Source organism: Pontibacter oryzae (genome assembly GCF_003576375.1).
Lineage (GTDB): Bacteria > Bacteroidota > Bacteroidia > Cytophagales > Hymenobacteraceae > Pontibacter > Pontibacter oryzae.
In genome coordinates this window covers 113,254-130,915 of sequence record NZ_QWGE01000007.1, presented here as the reverse complement: position 1 = coordinate 130,915, position 17,662 = coordinate 113,254, and the positions used below count along the sequence as shown (strand labels likewise).

Annotated in this window: 18 protein-coding genes; 16 read left to right on the top strand and 2 right to left on the bottom strand. The window is 48.1% G+C overall.

The annotated features are described in order from the left end of the window. Positions 1 to 79: 79 nt before the first annotated feature. Positions 80 to 529, bottom strand: coding sequence for a type II 3-dehydroquinate dehydratase (gene aroQ / locus D1627_RS17930; RefSeq protein ID WP_119433661.1), 450 nt, complete (start codon positions 527 to 529; stop codon positions 80 to 82). Positions 530 to 735: 206 nt separating this feature from the next. Here aroQ and xerD point away from each other — a divergent pair, with 206 nt between their 5' ends. After that, positions 736 to 1,635 (top strand): site-specific tyrosine recombinase XerD, encoded by a 900-nt coding sequence (gene xerD / locus D1627_RS17925; RefSeq protein ID WP_119433660.1) that lies wholly within the window; start codon positions 736 to 738, stop codon positions 1,633 to 1,635. A gap of 153 nt (positions 1,636 to 1,788) precedes the next feature. Here the strand turns inward: xerD and D1627_RS17920 are convergent, their stop codons facing one another. Further along, a complete protein-coding gene (locus tag D1627_RS17920) occupies positions 1,789 to 2,931 on the bottom strand; it encodes a DEAD/DEAH box helicase (protein WP_119433659.1) in 1,143 nt (380 codons plus the stop codon). A 180-nt stretch (positions 2,932 to 3,111) separates the two neighbouring features. On the opposite strand from D1627_RS17920, the gene D1627_RS17915 reads away from it, so the two are divergent. From D1627_RS17915 to trhO, 15 genes are all read left to right on the top strand, one after another. After that, the gene (locus D1627_RS17915) at positions 3,112 to 3,828 is read left to right on the top strand and encodes a VIT1/CCC1 transporter family protein (protein WP_119433658.1); all 717 of its coding nucleotides are present in this window, start codon (positions 3,112 to 3,114) and stop codon (positions 3,826 to 3,828) included. A 186-nt stretch (positions 3,829 to 4,014) separates the two neighbouring features. After that, complete coding sequence (locus D1627_RS17910; protein WP_119433657.1) at positions 4,015 to 5,046, top strand: quinone-dependent dihydroorotate dehydrogenase; 1,032 nt, start codon at positions 4,015 to 4,017, stop codon at positions 5,044 to 5,046. 76 nt (positions 5,047 to 5,122) lie between these two features. After that, positions 5,123 to 7,759 carry an FtsK/SpoIIIE family DNA translocase gene (locus D1627_RS17905; protein ID WP_119433656.1) on the top strand — a complete coding sequence of 879 codons (2,637 nt, stop codon included), beginning with the start codon at positions 5,123 to 5,125 and terminating at the stop codon, positions 7,757 to 7,759. A 25-nt stretch (positions 7,760 to 7,784) separates the two neighbouring features. Then, a complete protein-coding gene (locus tag D1627_RS17900; RefSeq protein WP_119433655.1) occupies positions 7,785 to 8,429 on the top strand; it encodes a LolA family protein in 645 nt (214 codons plus the stop codon). Positions 8,430 to 8,584: 155 nt separating this feature from the next. Beyond that, positions 8,585 to 9,412: an orotidine-5'-phosphate decarboxylase gene (gene pyrF, locus D1627_RS17895; protein WP_119433654.1), complete on the top strand. Its 828-nt coding sequence runs from the start codon at positions 8,585 to 8,587 to the stop codon at positions 9,410 to 9,412. Positions 9,413 to 9,588: 176 nt separating this feature from the next. Continuing rightward, positions 9,589 to 9,990: a hypothetical protein gene (locus D1627_RS17890; protein ID WP_119433653.1), complete on the top strand. Its 402-nt coding sequence runs from the start codon at positions 9,589 to 9,591 to the stop codon at positions 9,988 to 9,990. Positions 9,991 to 10,083: 93 nt separating this feature from the next. Continuing rightward, positions 10,084 to 10,284: a DUF4926 domain-containing protein gene (locus tag D1627_RS17885; RefSeq protein WP_119433652.1), complete on the top strand. Its 201-nt coding sequence runs from the start codon at positions 10,084 to 10,086 to the stop codon at positions 10,282 to 10,284. 276 nt (positions 10,285 to 10,560) lie between these two features. After that, the gene (locus tag D1627_RS17875) at positions 10,561 to 11,313 is read left to right on the top strand and encodes a hypothetical protein (protein WP_119433650.1); all 753 of its coding nucleotides are present in this window, start codon (positions 10,561 to 10,563) and stop codon (positions 11,311 to 11,313) included. A gap of 122 nt (positions 11,314 to 11,435) precedes the next feature. After that, complete coding sequence (locus tag D1627_RS17870) at positions 11,436 to 11,936, top strand: YkgJ family cysteine cluster protein (protein WP_147383368.1); 501 nt, start codon at positions 11,436 to 11,438, stop codon at positions 11,934 to 11,936. A 77-nt stretch (positions 11,937 to 12,013) separates the two neighbouring features. Beyond that, the gene (locus tag D1627_RS17865) at positions 12,014 to 12,343 is read left to right on the top strand and encodes a zinc ribbon domain-containing protein YjdM (protein ID WP_233555700.1); all 330 of its coding nucleotides are present in this window, start codon (positions 12,014 to 12,016) and stop codon (positions 12,341 to 12,343) included. A gap of 106 nt (positions 12,344 to 12,449) precedes the next feature. Next, positions 12,450 to 12,914: a YehS family protein gene (locus D1627_RS17860; RefSeq protein WP_119433647.1), complete on the top strand. Its 465-nt coding sequence runs from the start codon at positions 12,450 to 12,452 to the stop codon at positions 12,912 to 12,914. 118 nt (positions 12,915 to 13,032) lie between these two features. Further along, positions 13,033 to 14,316 (top strand): DUF2851 family protein, encoded by a 1,284-nt coding sequence (locus D1627_RS17855; RefSeq protein WP_119433646.1) that lies wholly within the window; start codon positions 13,033 to 13,035, stop codon positions 14,314 to 14,316. Then, entirely contained in the window at positions 14,313 to 15,608 is a 1,296-nt protein-coding gene (locus tag D1627_RS17850; RefSeq protein ID WP_147383366.1) for a hypothetical protein, read from the top strand. Before D1627_RS17855 ends, D1627_RS17850 begins: the two co-directional genes overlap by 4 nt. Positions 15,609 to 15,667: 59 nt before the next feature. Beyond that, the gene (locus D1627_RS17845; RefSeq protein ID WP_119433644.1) at positions 15,668 to 16,303 is read left to right on the top strand and encodes a NeuD/PglB/VioB family sugar acetyltransferase; all 636 of its coding nucleotides are present in this window, start codon (positions 15,668 to 15,670) and stop codon (positions 16,301 to 16,303) included. Positions 16,304 to 16,502: 199 nt separating this feature from the next. Beyond that, a complete protein-coding gene (trhO, locus tag D1627_RS17840; RefSeq protein ID WP_119433643.1) occupies positions 16,503 to 17,471 on the top strand; it encodes an oxygen-dependent tRNA uridine(34) hydroxylase TrhO in 969 nt (322 codons plus the stop codon). The last annotated feature ends 191 nt before the right edge of the window (positions 17,472 to 17,662 follow it).

Below are 17,662 nucleotides of genomic sequence, written 5' to 3'. Positions count from 1 at the left end.
CGATTTTATATAGTAAATATACTATATTTTGGGTTAAATCTTATTACAGACGAAGGTATAACGGTATGGGTTTCAGAAATTATACCGAAAACCCGATTTGTTTTGGCTTGAGGCGCTCAAAGTACTGCAGGGCAAGGCGATAGCTTTCCAGGCCAAAACCGCTGATGCTGCCTGTGCAGAACGGGGCCATCATACTTTTGTGGCGAATGGCATCGCGGGCAAACACGTTGGAAATATGCACTTCCACCACGGGCGTGTCGATGGCCTTAATCGCGTCTGAGATGGCCAGGGAAGTATGGGTATAGGCGCCGGCGTTAAAAATGATGCCTTTATACGCGCCAAAACCAGCCTCATGTAGCTTATCGATCAGCGTGCCCTCGGTGTTCGACTGAAAATACGACAGCTCCAGCGCCGGGAAGGCCGCTTTCAGTTCCTCGTAGTAATCTTCGAAAGAGCGGTTTCCGTACACCGATTTCTCGCGTACGCCCAGTAGGTTCAGGTTCGGGCCGTTCAGGATGAGTATTTTCATAGTATGGCTTTTAGCAAATTTCCAAGGATACAAAGGTAAGGATTAACTATCTTTGCTGTTTAAAAATTGTTTAATTGTTAGCTAGGGAGTAGTAGTTGATTGTTAATTGATGGTTGTTAGTTGATGAGGACTAATCATACCTCACTAACTCTTTACCCCTTTAACTCTTAAACTCTAAATCGTTCTAACTTCCAAACTTCCCACCTGTGAACTGGCGCATCTGTATCAAGCAATTTGAGGAGTACCTGAAACTGGAGAAATCGCTATCGAAGCACTCCGTGGAAGCTTATGTGCGCGATGTGCGCAAGCTAGTAGAGTTTATGGATAGCAAAGGACTGCAAGTGGCTCCCGAAGACATGAAGCCAACCATCCTCCGCGATTTCCTGGAGTGGGTACACGAACTGGGCATGACGGCACACTCGCAGGCACGCACGCTTTCTGGCATCCGGGCATTCTACAAGTTCCTGATTATGGAGGACATGATGCAGACCGACCCGACCGATACCATCGAAGCGCCAAAGCTGGACCGGAAACTGCCCGATACGCTGGCCTTTCATGAGATTGAAGAGCTGCTTGCGGCCATCGACCTGTCTACACCTGAAGGTACCCGCAATCGCGCCATGCTGGAAACGCTGTATAGTTCTGGCCTGCGTGTTTCCGAGCTGCTGGACCTGCGTATCAGCAACCTTTACGAAGATGCAGGTTTCCTGAAAATAGCCGGTAAAGGTGAGAAAGAGCGTTTGGTGCCCATTGGCCGCGATGCCCTCAAGCATATCAAGTTGTACCGCGAAGGCATCCGTTGCCACCTCAACATCAAGAAAGGCCACGAGGATATACTTTTCCTGAACCGCCGGGGCGCTAAGATGTCGCGGGTTATGGTTTTTACAATTATAAAAGAGTTGGCTTTAAAGGCAGGCATCCAGAAAACCGTGAGCCCACATACGTTTAGGCACTCTTTTGCCACGCACCTGATAGAAGGCGGCGCCGATTTGCGTGCCGTGCAGGAAATGCTAGGCCACGAGTCTATCACCACCACCGAGATCTATACCCACCTCGACCGCGATTACCTGAAACAAGTCATCAAGGATTTTCACCCAAGAAGTTAATCATACACACCCACACATGCCATACATGCCGCAAGTTTTCAACTTGTGGCTCACCATGAGGCCAGTTTTCAACTGGCGCAAGTATAAATACCAATGTATCGCCTTCACTAAAACCGGAGTAACAGGCGGCTTAAGGCTAAGAAATTCCCGGACTTAAAATCCTTTCAAATCAATATTCTCAGTTTCGAGGATCTCGACCTGCTTGCCCATTTTTTTCTGGATGATCTTGAAGTGATGTTCGTCATCGGGGCAGATCAGGGAAATAGCCTGGCCAGCGGCTCCTGCGCGCCCGGTGCGGCCAATGCGGTGCACGTAATCTTTCGGCGAGCGGGGCAGGTCGTAATTGATGACATAAGGCAGCAACTGTATGTCGATACCGCGCGAGGCAAGGTCTGTGGCAACTAATATGCGCAGTTTGCCTGTTTTAAACTTTTGGAGTGCATCGGTGCGCGCGCCCTGGCTTTTCTTGCTGTGCATGGCTGCTGCCTCAATGCCGTTTTTGGTGAGCTTATCTACCAGGTTATCGGCGGTGCGGGTAGCCGACACAAACACCAGCACCTGCTGCAGATCGCCCTGCTTAAGTAAGTAGCGTAAAAATGGGCCTTTCTTCTCGGGTGTTAGGCGGTAAGCAATTTGCTCGATCTGCTCTGGGCTTATACTTTCCGATTCGATTTTGATGGTGAGCGGGTTGTGCAGCATCGTATCGTTGATGTTTTGCACGCCCTCGCCCAACGTGGCCGAGAAAAGTATGTTCTGGCGCTTGGCAGGCAATAGCCCGAAAATCTCATCCATTTCATCCTTAAAGCCCAGGTTCAGCATTTTGTCTGCTTCATCCAGCACCAGCAGCTCCACCTGCGCCAGGTGCACCGCCTTCAACCTTACCAAGTCCAGCAAACGGCCGGGCGTGGCAACCAGCACATCGGTGCCGTGCAGCTGCATCATCTGCGGGTTTATGGATACCCCGCCATACACGGCTACTGTTTTAACACGTCGGGATAAACCTGCACTAAAGGTTCTGAACACCTCGTTAACCTGCATGGCCAGCTCGCGGGTTGGCACCAGCACCAGCGTTTTCACAAAACGGTTGCCGGCAATTTCGGTGCGCTGCAGCTTCTCCAGTATGGGTAAAGCAAAGCTGGCCGTTTTGCCCGAGCCGGTCTGCGCAATGCCCAGCACATCCTTGCCCTGCAAAATAGCCGGAATGGCCTGCTGCTGAATGGCATAAGGTTGCTCATACTTCTGGGCTTCGATATTTTTAAGTAACGGCGCTGATAAGCCAAGCTTGGAAAACGACATGGGTTCCGGGGATAAAGTATAAAATGTACAGCCAACCTAAGCATTGGCACGCTGCAAAGGTACGCTATTTATACTTTTGAAATCTGTTCTGGCAAAAGTATGAGGTCAGGTATGCCACACCCCCAGCAATTAAGTCAAAGTTTTGTATCTTACTAAGGCAAACCTTTAAAGCTCAACTAGATGGATGAGGCGCACAGAACAGGTCGGTTGCTTGGCATCAACATCGCGTTTTTGCCCGAGTTCGTGTATGGTGGCATCGATGGGGCAATTACCACCTTTGCCGTGGTGGCCGGTGCCACAGGCGCTGACCTGGATATACCGGTGGTGATCATACTTGGCTTCGCTAACCTGATAGCAGACGGCTTCTCGATGTCGGTGGGTAACTACTTTTCAACCAAAGCCAGTGTGGACGATTACGACAAGCACAAGGCAACCGAATACTGGGAGATCGAGAACAAAAGAGATACGGAGGTGGAAGAGGTGCGGGAGATTTACCGCCAGAAAGGCTTTACAGGCGAACTGCTGGAGCAGGTGGTTTCCGTGATCACTGCTGATAAGGATGTGTGGGTGGACACCATGATGAAGGAGGAACTGGACATGACCCGCGACCATAAATCGCCTTACCAAACAGCAGGCATGACTTTTTTCTCCTTCCTAATGATTGGCTTTATACCTTTGGCCGCCTATGTTTTCGCCCTGCTTTTCGACACAAGCACCGAGCGCTTATTTCTTTATGCCTGTATACTTACAGGGCTTGCGCTAAGTATAATTGGGGTGCTGAAAAGTACGGTAACCGGCAAAAACATACTTCAGGGCATTGCCGAAACGCTGGTCTTAGGTGGCGTGGCTGCTATACTTGCCTATTATGTGGGCGCTGTGCTGGAGAACCTGTTTTAACCAGTGCTGCTTTATCAGCTTTATACTTAAGGCATCAACCCGGGATTTATACTTTCAGCATTGTGGCAACCTTAGTATAAAAGTGCTTTATCTCTGGTAAGCTGAGTTATTTACATCTTTCGGCCTGCAATCCTAAGTTTCAGACCTTATATTTGTAAACTGCAACCAAACTCAAAATTAGCTGCCGTGTATAAAAGCCTTCTCCGTCCGCTGCTGTTTCAGCTTGATCCCGAAAAAGTACATTACCTCACCACCGATGCCCTGCGCACTTCCCTAAAACTGCCTTTCGCCAAAAGTATAACCGAAAGTATGTTCAAGGTCGAGGACCCAAGTTTGGAGCGCGAGCTGTTCGGCCTGAAGTTTCCGAACCCGGTAGGCCTGGCCGCTGGCTTTGATAAGGATGCGAAACTGGTGGATGAGCTGGCCGAGCTTGGCTTTGGCTTTGTGGAGATCGGCACCCTAACGCCCAAACCGCAAGCCGGCAACGAGAAGCCGCGCCTGTTCCGTTTGCCGCAGGACCAGGCCATCATTAACCGCATGGGCTTTAACAACGAAGGCGTGGATGCGGCCGTGCGCCGCCTGGAGAAGCGGAAAAGCAACATCATCGTAGGCGGAAACATCGGCAAGAACAAAGTAACGCCTAACGAGGAGGCCCTCAGCGATTACCTGTACTGCTTCCGGGCCTTGTTCCACGTGGTAGATTACTTCGTTGTGAACGTTAGCTCGCCGAACACGCCCGACCTGCGCGCCCTTCAGGACAAGGAGCCATTGCAAAGGCTGTTGGTATCCTTGCAGGATGAAAACCAGAAAATGGGAACGCCCAAGCCGCTGCTGCTTAAAATAGCCCCGGACCTGAACCTGAACCAGCTAAACGACATCATCGAGATTGCCATTGAGGCCAAGCTGAGCGGTATTATCGGCACCAACACCACCGTTAGCCGGCAAGGACTGTATACCCCGGAAGCGCGCGTACAGGAGATAGGTATGGGGGGCTTGAGCGGCAAACCACTCACTACGCCATCTACGCAGATAATACGGCACTTGCGCACCTTTTTGCCGCCCGAAATACGCCTGATCGGGGTTGGAGGTATAATGACAGCAGACGATGCCGTGGAAAAAATTCAGGCAGGCGCGGATCTGGTGCAACTCTACACGGGCTTTATCTACGAGGGCCCCTCGCTGATTACGCAGATCAATAAAAAATTACGCTCCAGATAATGCAGATTACACACCGGACGCACAAGGCATTGCCACGAAAAAGTGTAAATTTGAAATCTTAACTAGAGCTGAGGGTATGGCCAAGAACACTTACAGAGACGACACGCTGCAAGCAGGGCGGAAGAATGAGGTGCGTGGTAAGAATGAGCCGCGCAAGGCAAATATGCCAAAAGGGGAGAAGCCGAAGAAAGCTAAGAAAAAATGGTCCTTCCGGATTCCCACACCTAAAATAAATCTACAAATCGGTTTTTTGCAGGACCGCCGTTTTAAACTCACGGTGGGCTTCACGTTCCTGCTGTTTTCCTTTTTCCTGACGATCGCCTTTGTTTCCTACCTGTTTACAGGCAACGCGGACCAGAGCGTGGTGGAAACTGTAAGCGGCACCGGCCTGAAAGAGTCGGGGCAGGAAGCAGAGAACTGGCTGGGGTTGTTTGGAGCCTGGCTATCGCACTTTTTCATTAGCGACCTGGTAGGTATCGGAGCCTTTTTCCTTATACCTGTGCTGTTCTTTACAGGCAGTAAAATCGTGTTTAAGCGCGTCAACGTGTCGCTAAGCTATGTGCTGGGGCTTTGCAGCTTTAGTATGCTTTGGCTGAGTCTGACCATGGGCTACATCGTTTTCTCTTCTGATACCATTGGCCGGCTTGGCTTTCTGGGCGGAGCCATTGGCGTGGAAACAGCCATTTGGCTAAACAGCCTGATTGGTTGGGGTTCTTGGCTGCTGCTGGGCTTCCTGCTGCTGATATTTGTGGTGAGCTTCTTTAACGTGACAAGTATAAACTGGGGCACTGCCAAGCCTGCCGTAATAGGCCCGGATGCCGATGCCGCCCCTGAAAGAAACTATGCCGAAAGCCTGGGCGATGTGCTGGGCTCAAAGGCCAACAGCGTAAACCACAACGCAGACCCAACGGCCTCGCTGGAGTATGATGAAGACGACGAAGAGGAGGTGCCGTTTGATGATAACGACGATGAAGAAATAAACCGCGCCCTGGAAATGGAGTTAAGTGCCCTGCAGCAGCAGGAGCGAAATCCTGAACCGCCTGCCGCGCCCGAAAAACCTGCCATACCTGCCCTGGAACTGGATATCGACCTGCCGGAAGATACGCTTCTGGATGATGCCATGGCAGATGACGAAGACGAGGAGCCGGAAATGGCGCTGCAAATTGAGGAAGTGCCGGAGGAGGAAACTGCCATCGGGAACATGGAAAACTATGACCCGACCCTGGACTTGGCTCGCTACCAATACCCGCACATCGACCTGCTGACGGACTATGGCGTTAATAAAATTCAGGTAAGCAAGGAAGAGCTAGAGGCCAACAAGGATAAGATTGTTGAAACGCTTGGTCATTACAACATAAGCATAGCCAGCATTAAAGCCACCATCGGCCCAACCGTAACGCTCTACGAGATCGTGCCGGACGCCGGGGTGCGTATCTCCAAGATCAAAAACCTGGAAGATGACATTGCCCTGAGCCTTGCCGCCCTGGGTATCCGTATTATTGCCCCGATTCCGGGTAAGGGTACGATCGGTATTGAGGTGCCGAACACCAAAAAGGAGATGGTATCTATCAAATCCATACTTTCCACGGAGAAGTTTATGAAGAGCGATATGGATCTGCCGATCGCTTTTGGTAAAACCATCACCAATGAGGTATTTGTGACGGACCTTGCCAAAATGCCGCACTTGCTCATGGCGGGTGCCACGGGGCAGGGTAAATCCGTTGGCTTAAATACCATACTTACCTCTTTGCTGTACAAGCGCCACCCCTCGCAGCTCAAGTTTGTGCTCGTAGACCCGAAGAAGGTGGAACTATCGCTGTTCAACAAGATTGAGCGCCACTTCCTGGCCAAGCTGCCGGATAGCGAGGAAGCCATCATTACTGATACCAAAAAGGTAGTGAACACGCTGAACTCGCTCTGTATGGAAATGGATATGCGCTACGACCTGCTAAAAGATGCCGGCTGCCGTAACCTAAAAGAGTATAACCGCAAATTTGTGGAGCGCAAGCTGAACCCGCAGAAGGGCCACCGCTTTATGCCATACATTGTGCTAGTTATAGATGAGCTCGCCGACCTGATGATGACCGCCGGTAAAGAGGTGGAAACCCCGATTGCGCGTTTGGCACAGCTGGCCCGGGCCATTGGTATACACCTGGTAGTAGCCACGCAGCGCCCATCGGTAAACGTAATCACGGGTATTATCAAAGCAAACTTCCCGGCGCGTATCTCCTTTAAAGTAACATCTAAAATCGACTCGCGCACCATTCTGGATGCCGGTGGCGCCGACCAGTTAATTGGCCAGGGTGATATGCTCTTCTCCATTGGCTCAGACATGATCCGTATTCAGTGTGCCTTTGTGGATACCCCGGAGGTAGACAGGATCTGCGAGCACATTGGCGAACAGCAAGGTTACAGCGATGCCTACCTGTTGCCGGAGTTTGTGGGCGATGAAGGCGGAAACGATAGAGCCGACTTTGACGCCAGTAACCGCGATGCCCTGTTCGAGGAAGCCGCCCGTGTTATTGTGCAGCACCAGCAGGGAAGCACCTCGCTGCTGCAGCGCCGCCTGAAGCTGGGCTATAACCGCGCAGGCCGCCTGATAGACCAGTTGGAGTCGGCGGGCATTGTTGGGCCGTTTGAAGGAAGCAAGGCGCGCGAAGTTTTAATTCCGGACGAATACAGTTTGGAACAGTTATTGAATACCCTCGGGTAGAATGTTTAAACGACTTACTTACGACATGAAAAATTTACTATCTCTACTGCTGGTTATGCTGATGTTTGTATCTGTGGCGAATGCGCAGCAGGATCCTCAGGCCTCAAAAATACTGAACGCCATGAGCCAGAAGTATAGAAGCATGAAAGCCTTTAAAGCTGATTTTGCGCAAACCCTGGAAAACCCTTCCGCTAAAGTAAAGGAAACCATGAACGGCAACATTACCGTGAGCGGCGACAAGTATAGATTGGGCGTAAGCGGCCAGGAGATCATCAGCGATGGCAAGAACATGTACACTTTTCTGAAGGATGCCAACGAGGTAACTATTACCGAAGCCGACGAAGAGGCAGAGGCCATGGCACCGAGCAAAATCTTCGACATGTATAAGAAAGGCTACAAGTATGCGTATGCGGGCACAGAAACCCTGGGCGGCGTGAAGCACGACGTAATCGAGCTTTCTCCGGAGGACCGTAAAAACCCGATCTACAAAGTACGCCTGTACATCAGCCAGAAAGACAAGACCTTGAAAAGCTGGAAGATGTTCCGAAACAACGGAAACCAGTACAGCTACACCATCAATAACTTTCAGGCAAACCCAACGCTTGCTACGGATGCCTTTACCTTTAACAAGGCCAAGTATAAAGGCGTTACCGTGGTTGATTTAAGATAACACAACCTTTATGATATAGAAAAGGCTGCTCCGTGTGGGGCAGCCTTTTCTGTTATAGGCCCATGTTAAAGTATGCATCCCGTAAAATAGACTGCTAAAGTTTCCGGCTGTGCGCCAAATTCATACTTTTGTAGAAACCAAACAGCCCGCAAGCCATGACAAGAGAGCAGCTTTTTGAGCAGATCCTGAAGAAAAAATCATACTTATGCATCGGCCTCGATACGGACCCCCAGAAATTGCCGCAGCACCTGCTGGAGTTTGAAGATCCGGTTTTCGAGTTTAACCGCCAGATAATTGAGGCAACCGCCGATTTGTGTGTGGCTTATAAGCCGAACATCGCTTTTTATGAGGCGCAGGGGCCGCAAGGTTGGGTAAGTCTGCAGCGTACACTGGATATTATCCCGAAGGAGATCTTTACGATTGCGGATGCCAAGCGCGGCGATATCGGGAACACCTCGGAGCTGTATGCGCGCGCCTTCTTCGAAAACATGGATTTCGACTCGATCACTGTTGCCCCATACATGGGCGCCGACTCAGTGAAGCCGTTCCTGAAGCAGGATGGCAAGTGGGTTATACTTTTGGCCCTTACCTCCAATGCCGGCAGCCAGGATTTTCAGATGTTGCGCCTGGAGGATGGCAATGAGGAGTACCTGTTTGAGCAAGTGCTGCGAACAAGCAAGGAGTGGGGCACAGCCGATAACATGATGTATGTAGTGGGTGCCACCCAGGCCGATTATGTGCAGCGCGTGCGCCGGATAGCACCGGACAGCTTCCTGCTGGTGCCGGGTGTGGGTGCCCAAGGCGGCAGCCTGGAAGAGATTTCGCGCAATGGCATGAACCGCCAGTGCGGCCTGCTGGTAAACTCTGCCCGCGCCATTATTTACGCCTCCTCTGGCTACGACTTTGCCGAACGCGCCCGCGAAGCTGCCTTCATGGTTCAGCGCGAGATGGAAGCGCTGCTGGAAGAATTGGTGTTGGGGTAGGTTTTGCTTGTCAGAAGCATTATAAAATTCATATATAGTATATTCGTTAGTCCGATTCCGTTTAGCCACCGTATTTGGGTGTATATATGGAATAGACATCCTTATATACAGTAGTTGAGCTTAATAAGAATTTATAGACCTTCGTTGCCTGAAGGTAGAGGTGAACCATAGCACTAATGCAAAAGCTTAGCAAAAAATCAAGGACTCTAATTGTAGCTGGTGCAGTTATATTCTTGCTGTTCCTATACTTTCGAAGTATAAAAATAGATAAGGGAATTAAAAAAGAGCAAGCACAAGCAGTAGCAACAATAGCAGAATTGAAGGCAGGTTATCGAGGTGGCATAACCATGACTTATAGATTCTTCTACAACAACAAGAGTTACTCAGGAACAAGAAAAGTATTTATCAGCAGTTCATATATTAAAAGGTTCAAGGACAAACACTTTATAGTCGTCTTTAATAAACTTGAGCCAAGTAAAAACAGGCTGTTACTATTGGCTAAAGATTTCGAAGAGTTTGACGTGGCCTATCCAGATAGTTTGGAATGGATAGAAGTTTTGAAAAGAAAGTCTCTATGACACCTATAAAACCTGAAGAATTACTGAGCTCAACAAAAACTATAGGTTAGCGTTGCCACCCTATAGCCCAGACCGTTGTGCGGTATCCTAAGTATGAAAATAGAACAGTACGACATAATCGAATTAGCTGAAGACTTAAATGCTAACCTCAAAAAAGGTATGTGTGGTACTGTTGTTGAAAAATTCAGCGAAGATGAATTTGAAATAGAAGTTATAGATAACAAGGGTAGTACTGTACAGCTCGGAAATAATTTCACCTTCACAGTAAGGAAAGACCAAATAATTAAAATTTAGAAATGACTAAATCAATTCGGATAATTCTTTTGGTACTTCTTATCATTGTAGGGTGGTTGCTGGCTGGAATTGGCTTCACAACAACTATGGGACATCCAGTAAACACGATTCTGTTCCTAGCAGGTATAGGTCTCTTTATTGGCGGAATAGTAAGTGTAGCAATATCAGCAAATAGAAAATAAGAAGGTCCATCGCACAACAAAACCTATAAGTTAGCTACGCCACCTTATAGCAAAGCCGTTGATAGAAATTTTAATAATTTAATTAGTAGAGGAAATGCAAAAGCTGCTTTCTAGGATCATTATTGTTTTAGTATTTATATTATCAGTTGGCTGTTCATCGGATGAACCCGTACCGGAAGTAACAACAGGCAATCTCGTAGGTGCTGTAACTCTTTTTGACAAATTCCAAAAGGAACTTCCTAGTAAGGAAGGAGTAATAGTGGAAGTTTTAATGGGGGATAATAAGGTTTCATCTACAACTAACGACAAAGGAGAGTTCTCTTTCAATAATATAGCTTTCGGTAAGCTAATTATCAACTTCAAAAAAGATAATTACCGTGGTTTTGACTCCCTAAGCTATAACTATACGTCCTCCACAGACTCACTTAAATTCATTAAGTTGGTAGAATTACCTCCTGCATCGTCTACCTTATTAGATCCGAGTTTTAAGAATGGTCAAGTTGCTATACCAATTATTACAGAGTTCAATTCTACAGAATGGTATTTAGCATCTCATTGGTTCTTCTTTAGCAAAAGCTCAACAGTATCTTCCTCTGATTTTAAAATAATAAGAAATATCGGCAGTTTTGGAGGAGAAACAGGCAACGCTGCTTCTTTTTCTTCTCTAATACCTCTTCAGCTTTTTCGCGATAACGGTTTTGTGTCAGGAGACAGAGTTTATTTAAAATTATATCCAGGAAATTCGATGTTTATATCATACAACAAGCCAGAAGATGGATATACTAACCATCTTTTCCCGACTTATGGGAATAATTCTTCTAACACTGTCAGCTTTATTTTGCCCTGAAAAGGTTAGATTATCAACAACACCTAATCTTTAGCTATGCCACAGTTTAGGCCTATACCGTTACCACCAATTTAAAAATGCGCTAAGAGAGCGCATGAACAAAGTATCTACAATTAGAAAACGTGAACGATTCGACGAATATTTGTTTGGCTTGTGGATGCTGCTGCGACGGTACCATGATTGGTTTTGTTGAGGTTGACTCTGAAGAAGTGCCGAGGTTAAGAGAGTTGTTAGAACTGGAAGAGGCAAACGAGAAGGGCTTCTTCATGCAACCCTGCAAAAGGTTTTGCGATGGCTGTACCATCTACGAGCAAAGGCCCAAGAGATGTGCGAGCTTTCAATGCGGACTTTTAATAGCTGTCGAGCAGAAGGAGATAGCTTTCAACGCGGCTGTCGAAATAGTGAAGGTAGTGAAGCAAAAAAGGATTGATATAGAGGAAAAGCTGGCAAAACTAGATATAGAGTTGCAATCTAAATCGTTTTACTTTAAAATGGTCGAGTTGAAGAACCTGTTTAATAGAACAACTCGTGAATCATCCTTATTGCAGGGCCATCAAGATCTAAGGTCTGATCTAGAGCAACTCGATCAATTGCTGTCAGAAAAGTTTGATCTCTCTTTTTGATAAAGCTTGCAAGGTAAAATATTAGTAATCAGTTTGAAATAAAATAGTATAAATAGAATAGTGCTATGCCAGAAGAAATGAAACAGTGCCCCAAATGCAATTCGCCGTATGGCTATGCGATGGGCGACGAAACCTATGCCTGCCCGGAGTGCGGAAATGAGTGGAATGTTAATGAAGTTGAGCAGGAGGCAGGAGTAAAGGTACTGGACGCTAACGGAAACGAACTTCAGGATGGAGATGCTGTTGTTGTAATTAAAGATTTGCCGGTAAAAGGTGCGCCAAAACCGGTGAAAGCAGGTACAAAAGTAAAAAACATCCGCTTAACAGACGGAGACCATAACATAGACTGCAAAATAGATGGCTTTGGCTCCATGGCGCTTAAATCCGAATTTGTGAGAAAGGCATAGTTCTCCCGGAAAATATTAGGAGCCATACTTTGGAATAAGTAAAAGGAAATACAAATACTATGTGCGCCAGCCAATAGCCTGCTGCACACATAAAGTTTAATAACTGATGAACAATAACGATATACTACGCCGCATCCGGTACACTTTTGATTTTAACGATGACCAGATGATTGCACTATGCGGTTCTGGCAGCATGCAGGTAACGCGTGCCGAGGTTAGCGACTGGCTGAAGAAAGAGGACGACCCAGAATGCAAAGAGTTGGGTGATGAGCAACTGGCGGCTTTCCTGAACGGATTTATTAACGAAAAGCGCGGCAAAAAAGAAGGTCCGCAGCCCGAGCCGGAGAAAAAGCTGAACAACAACATCATTCTGCGTAAGCTCAAAATCGCCCTGAACCTGAAAGACGAGGACATGCTGGATATATTGGAGCTGGTGCGTTTCCGGTTAGGCAAAGCCGAACTGAGCGCTTTTTTCCGGAACCCAAGCCAAAGCCAGTACCGCGCCTGCAAAGACCAGATCCTGCGCAACTTCCTGCACGGCATGCAGCTAAAGTATCACGGCAAAAGCTAAATGCCAAACCGGTTTCTGTAGCACAAGTATAAACGCCTGTTCCCGCACTGGAGCAGGCGTTGCTGTTCAGGTTGATTTTAAAGTATACTTTCCGCATCTTGAAGTATAAATCTGGCTCATGAAAGAAGACTTCCTGCACTATATCTGGCAGCATCAGTATTTTGATAAAACAGCGCTGGTCACCACCAATGGCGAGCCGCTGCAGGTGCTGCGTGTGGGCTTTTACAACACCGATGCCGGCCCGGATTTTAAGGAAGCCATACTTCGGCTGGGAGAGGTGGAGTGGTCGGGTAGCGTGGAGGTGCACCTGAAAGCCTCGGACTGGCACCGCCACTACCACCAGCATGATCCAAAGTATGACCAGGTGGTGCTGCACGTAGTATGGCAAGCCGACCAGCCAGTGCTGCGAACCGATGGCTCGGCAGTTCCGGTGGTGGAGTTGCAGGGGCGTGTAGACCTTGGCATGATTCATACCTATGAGCAGCTGCGCGAGTCTAAAAACGAAATACCCTGTGCCCCTTTTTGGCCAGGCGTTCCGGAGGTTACCAAGGCCCTGATGCTGGAGCGCGCCCTGATAGAGCGCCTCGAAGAGAAAGGCCACGATGTGCTGCAAGTATACCAGGCTGCCACCCACGACTGGGAACAAGCGACGTACCATGCTTTACTCCGGGCATTTGGCTTTAAGATAAACCAGCAGGCTTTTGAGTTATTGGCAAAGGCATTGCCTTTTCAGGTGGTGCGTAAACACCAGCGCAACCTGTTGCAACTGGAGGCGCTGCTACTGGGCCAGGCCGGCTTTTTATCCGACCCCGAAGATGAGTACGCCGAACAACTGCACCGTGAGTATGCTTTCCTGAGCCATAAATATAGCCTGCAGCCGTTGCAGCGCCACCAATGGAACTTCCTGCGCATGCGCCCTGCCAACTTCCCGACGGTGCGCTTGGCCCAACTGGCGGCCATGCTGCACCAAACAAATTCTCTGTTCTCTAAAATATTGGAGACTGATGCTGTTAAAAAGTATGAGCAGTTGTTTCAGGCACCTGTTTCAGATTACTGGCAGCGGCATTATATGTTTGGCCGGCCCAACAAAACCAGCAGTAAGAGTATGGGAAAAAGCAGCGCCCATAACCTTGTGGTAAATGTTGCCGTGCCCATACTTTCGGCCTACGCCATACAAAGCAGCGAGCGCACTTATCTTGAAAAAGCTGTTAACTTGCTGGAGCAGGTTCGGGAGGCAAGCAATAAATACACCCGCTTGTACGAGGAGCTTGGCTGGCAGGCCAAATCCGCAGCCGACAACCAAGCTGCGTTGGGGTTGTATAAACGCTACTGCCTGCCCGTTAACTGCATGCGCTGCGCTGTCGGTAACAAAATCATGAAAAAGAATTCGGCTTCCCTGTGAGTTTACTACTAGTTTACCTGTTTAACGCACTCATACTTTCGGGCTTAGTTTACTGGATGTTCCGCCAGAACTGGGTGCGTTCCATCCGGCCATACGTTTTGCCGGCGCTTGGGCTTAAACTTTTGCTGGTCGTTTTTCTGACGATACTATACTTTCGGGGCGAATTCATCGGCGACAGGACCACGTTCCATAAAGCGGGCATTACTTTGTGGGAGTATGCGCAGGCGGAGCCTTTGGCGTACCTCAGGCTTCTGTGGTTTAATGAGTTGGAGAGCGAGCAGCTTCGGCAGGATTTGCCTTTTACGGCCTATCATACGTACTCTAACTCCTTTTACTTCATTAAGCTTATCAGTGCCCTAAACTTTATAAGTGCCGGAGATTACTTCCTGAATAACCTGTACCTGGCGCTCTTTAGCTTCTGGGGCAGTGCGTACTTGGTTGCCATGCTGGCAAGGCAGTTCGCAGGCTGTAAACCGGTCGCTGCCATCGCCTTTGTCTTCTTCCCGACAGTGCTTTTCTGGAGCGTTGGCCTACTGAAAGACCCGGTTATGTATGGCAGCATGTGCTGGCTGGTGGCTATGGCAATTGCGCTGGCGCATAAGCAGACTGTAGGGCCATGGCAGCTATTCCTTCTGCCCCTGCAAGTTTACTTGTTCTTAAAAATCAAGATGTTTTATGCTGCCGTGCTCTTACCGCTTTTGCTGGTATATGTTTTGATTAAGCGCTTGCAGGTAAATATTAAGTGGCTTCGGCAGATAGAGCGGCAAATAAGCTTATTGATTATACTTGTAGTAGTAGTAATGCTGTTAATTGTACTTAGAATAAAATATTTTGATATCGACTTCTTGCTCTATAATGTGATCTACAGTTATGAGGGCATTTTGCCCCGATCACTTGATGACCCTCATATTTCATTTACAAACCTGCAGCCCACGTTGCAAAGCCTCATCGTTAATTATCCCAAAGCGACTTTAAGCTCCATTTACCGCCCGTTTATTGGAGAGTCTTGGAAGCCATTATACGTAGCAAGCGCCCTGGAAAACCTGCTGTTACTGTTCTTGACGATTTTAAGTATAGCGTCGGCATTTAGGAAAAAGGCAAGTATAAAGATAGAGTTGCTGTACGTGGTGTTCCTGGTTTTTATACTTGTGATGGCAGGCGTAACGGGGCTTTCAACACCTAACTTCGGCACCCTGAGCCGCTACCGTATTGTATACCTTCCGTTTCTGGTTTTCCTGCTGCTGCAGAACGTATATGCGCAGCGCCTGTTGCGGTGTTTGCGCCTACCCTAGCCCATACTTTCAAACTCCCACACTTCTTCGTACCTTTGCGCCTTATTTAAGATTGACTTATGCAAAATCCGGTAATCATATTAGGTGCCCAAAAGCTAGGTACCACAGCCCTGGATATCTTTAACAGCAACAGCGTTATTGTGTATTGCTTTTTAGATGACAGCCAGCAGCTGCAGCAGGAAGAAATAAACAACGTAGCGGTGATGAGCAACACCGAAGACAATGAATTTCTGAAACTGGTAGGCAAAAAGTGTGACGTGTTTGTTGCCGTAGAAGATACCGCTGCCCGCAAAGGCCTAATAAAAATGCTGAAGGATGAGCACAAGGTTGTGCCGGTAAATGCCATCCATCGCTTTAGCGCGGTATCAGAGTTTGCCTGGTTAGGCCACGGAAACATGGTAGGAGCGGGTGCTGTTATCAATAACAATGCAAAGGTTGGCGATAACTGCATTATCCAATCCAGAGCATTGGTTGATACAAAAGCCGAAATTGCCAACTTCGTGGAGATCGGTGCGGGTGCCATTATTAACTCGGAGGTTATTGTGGAAGAAGGAGCCTTTATCGGTTCTGGTGCAGTGATCGTGTCTGGCGTAAAGATTGGTAAGAACGCACGCATTGGCGCAGGCTCTGTGGTAGTGGCAGATGTACCGGCCAAAGCAACCGTATTCGGAAATCCGGCGGCACCGATAAAGTAAACTTTTATAATTGCCCTTGCTGTTCCACAACTAACAAAGGTCATTGTGCGGCAGGGAGGCACCTATTAGCTTTGTATTATATTGTTAGTTGTTGATCATCGATTGCTGGAGTATGAGCATGATGCTCTGCTTGAGAAACAACAATTAGCAATCAACAATTTAACAATCAATTTTAACACTAAGCCGAAACTTAGCAGTTATGAATAAACCCTACAGCATACTACTGTACTATTGCTATGCGCCGATCGAAGACCCGGAGGCGTATCGTGAGCAACACCACTTACTCTGCCTGGAGCTTAACCTGCTGGGCCGCATCATTGTATCCAAGGAAGGCCTTAATGGCACCGTTTCCGGTCTGAAAGAAGACTGCGAAAAGTATATGGCCATTATGCATGCCGATCCGCGCTTCGCTAAAACCGACTTTAAGGTAGATGCCTCGGATGCCCACGCTTTCACCAAACTGCATGTGCGTACGAAGGCTGAAATCGTGCATTCAGGATTGCTGCACATCGACCCAAACAAGCGCACAGGCAAGCACCTGGAACCTAAGGAGTTTAAGGCCATGAAAGACCGCGACGATGTGGTGGTACTGGATGTGCGCTCAGATTATGAGCACAGCGTAGGTCGCTTCAAGAATGCCGTTACCCTAGATATTGAGAACTTCCGTGAGTTTCCGGAGAAGGTGAACGAGCTGAAGGAAAAGTATAAGGACAAGAAGATTCTGACCTACTGCACCGGCGGCATTAAGTGCGAGAAGGCGAGTGCCTTTTTGCTGGAAGAAGGTTTCGAGAATGTATACCAATTGCACGGCGGTATTATAAAGTATGGCATGGAGGCCGGAGGCGAGGACTTCGAGGGCAAATGCTATGTGTTTGACAACCGCGTGGCTGTGGATGTGAATAGCGTAAACCCGACAATCGTTTCGGAGTGCCACGTATGCAAGACCAAAAGCGACCGCATGGTGAACTGTGCGAATCCGGTTTGCAACCTGCATGTGCCTATTTGTGAGGCCTGTGGCTGGGAACTGGAAGGCGCCTGCTCTGCGGAGTGCAAAGAACACCCTGAAAAGCGCCCTTACGATGGTACAGGCTACTACCAGAAGGAGCTTAATGGCTACAATCCACTCAAGGGATTCAACCGTAAGAAGAAAACTGACGTACAAGTATAAGTATTCTCTAAAGCTCAGAAAAGCGTGTGCCTTATAGCCACGCTTTTCTCTTTTTAGGCATGCTTCATGCCTATTTATCTTGATTTCTTACGCTTAAGTACTTTCTATGCATGCATTGGCAATGTATTGAGCTTTTGCGTCTTTTAAATTCAAGAAATATTGCCCAAGTTGCTATTCAAACTTATATAACT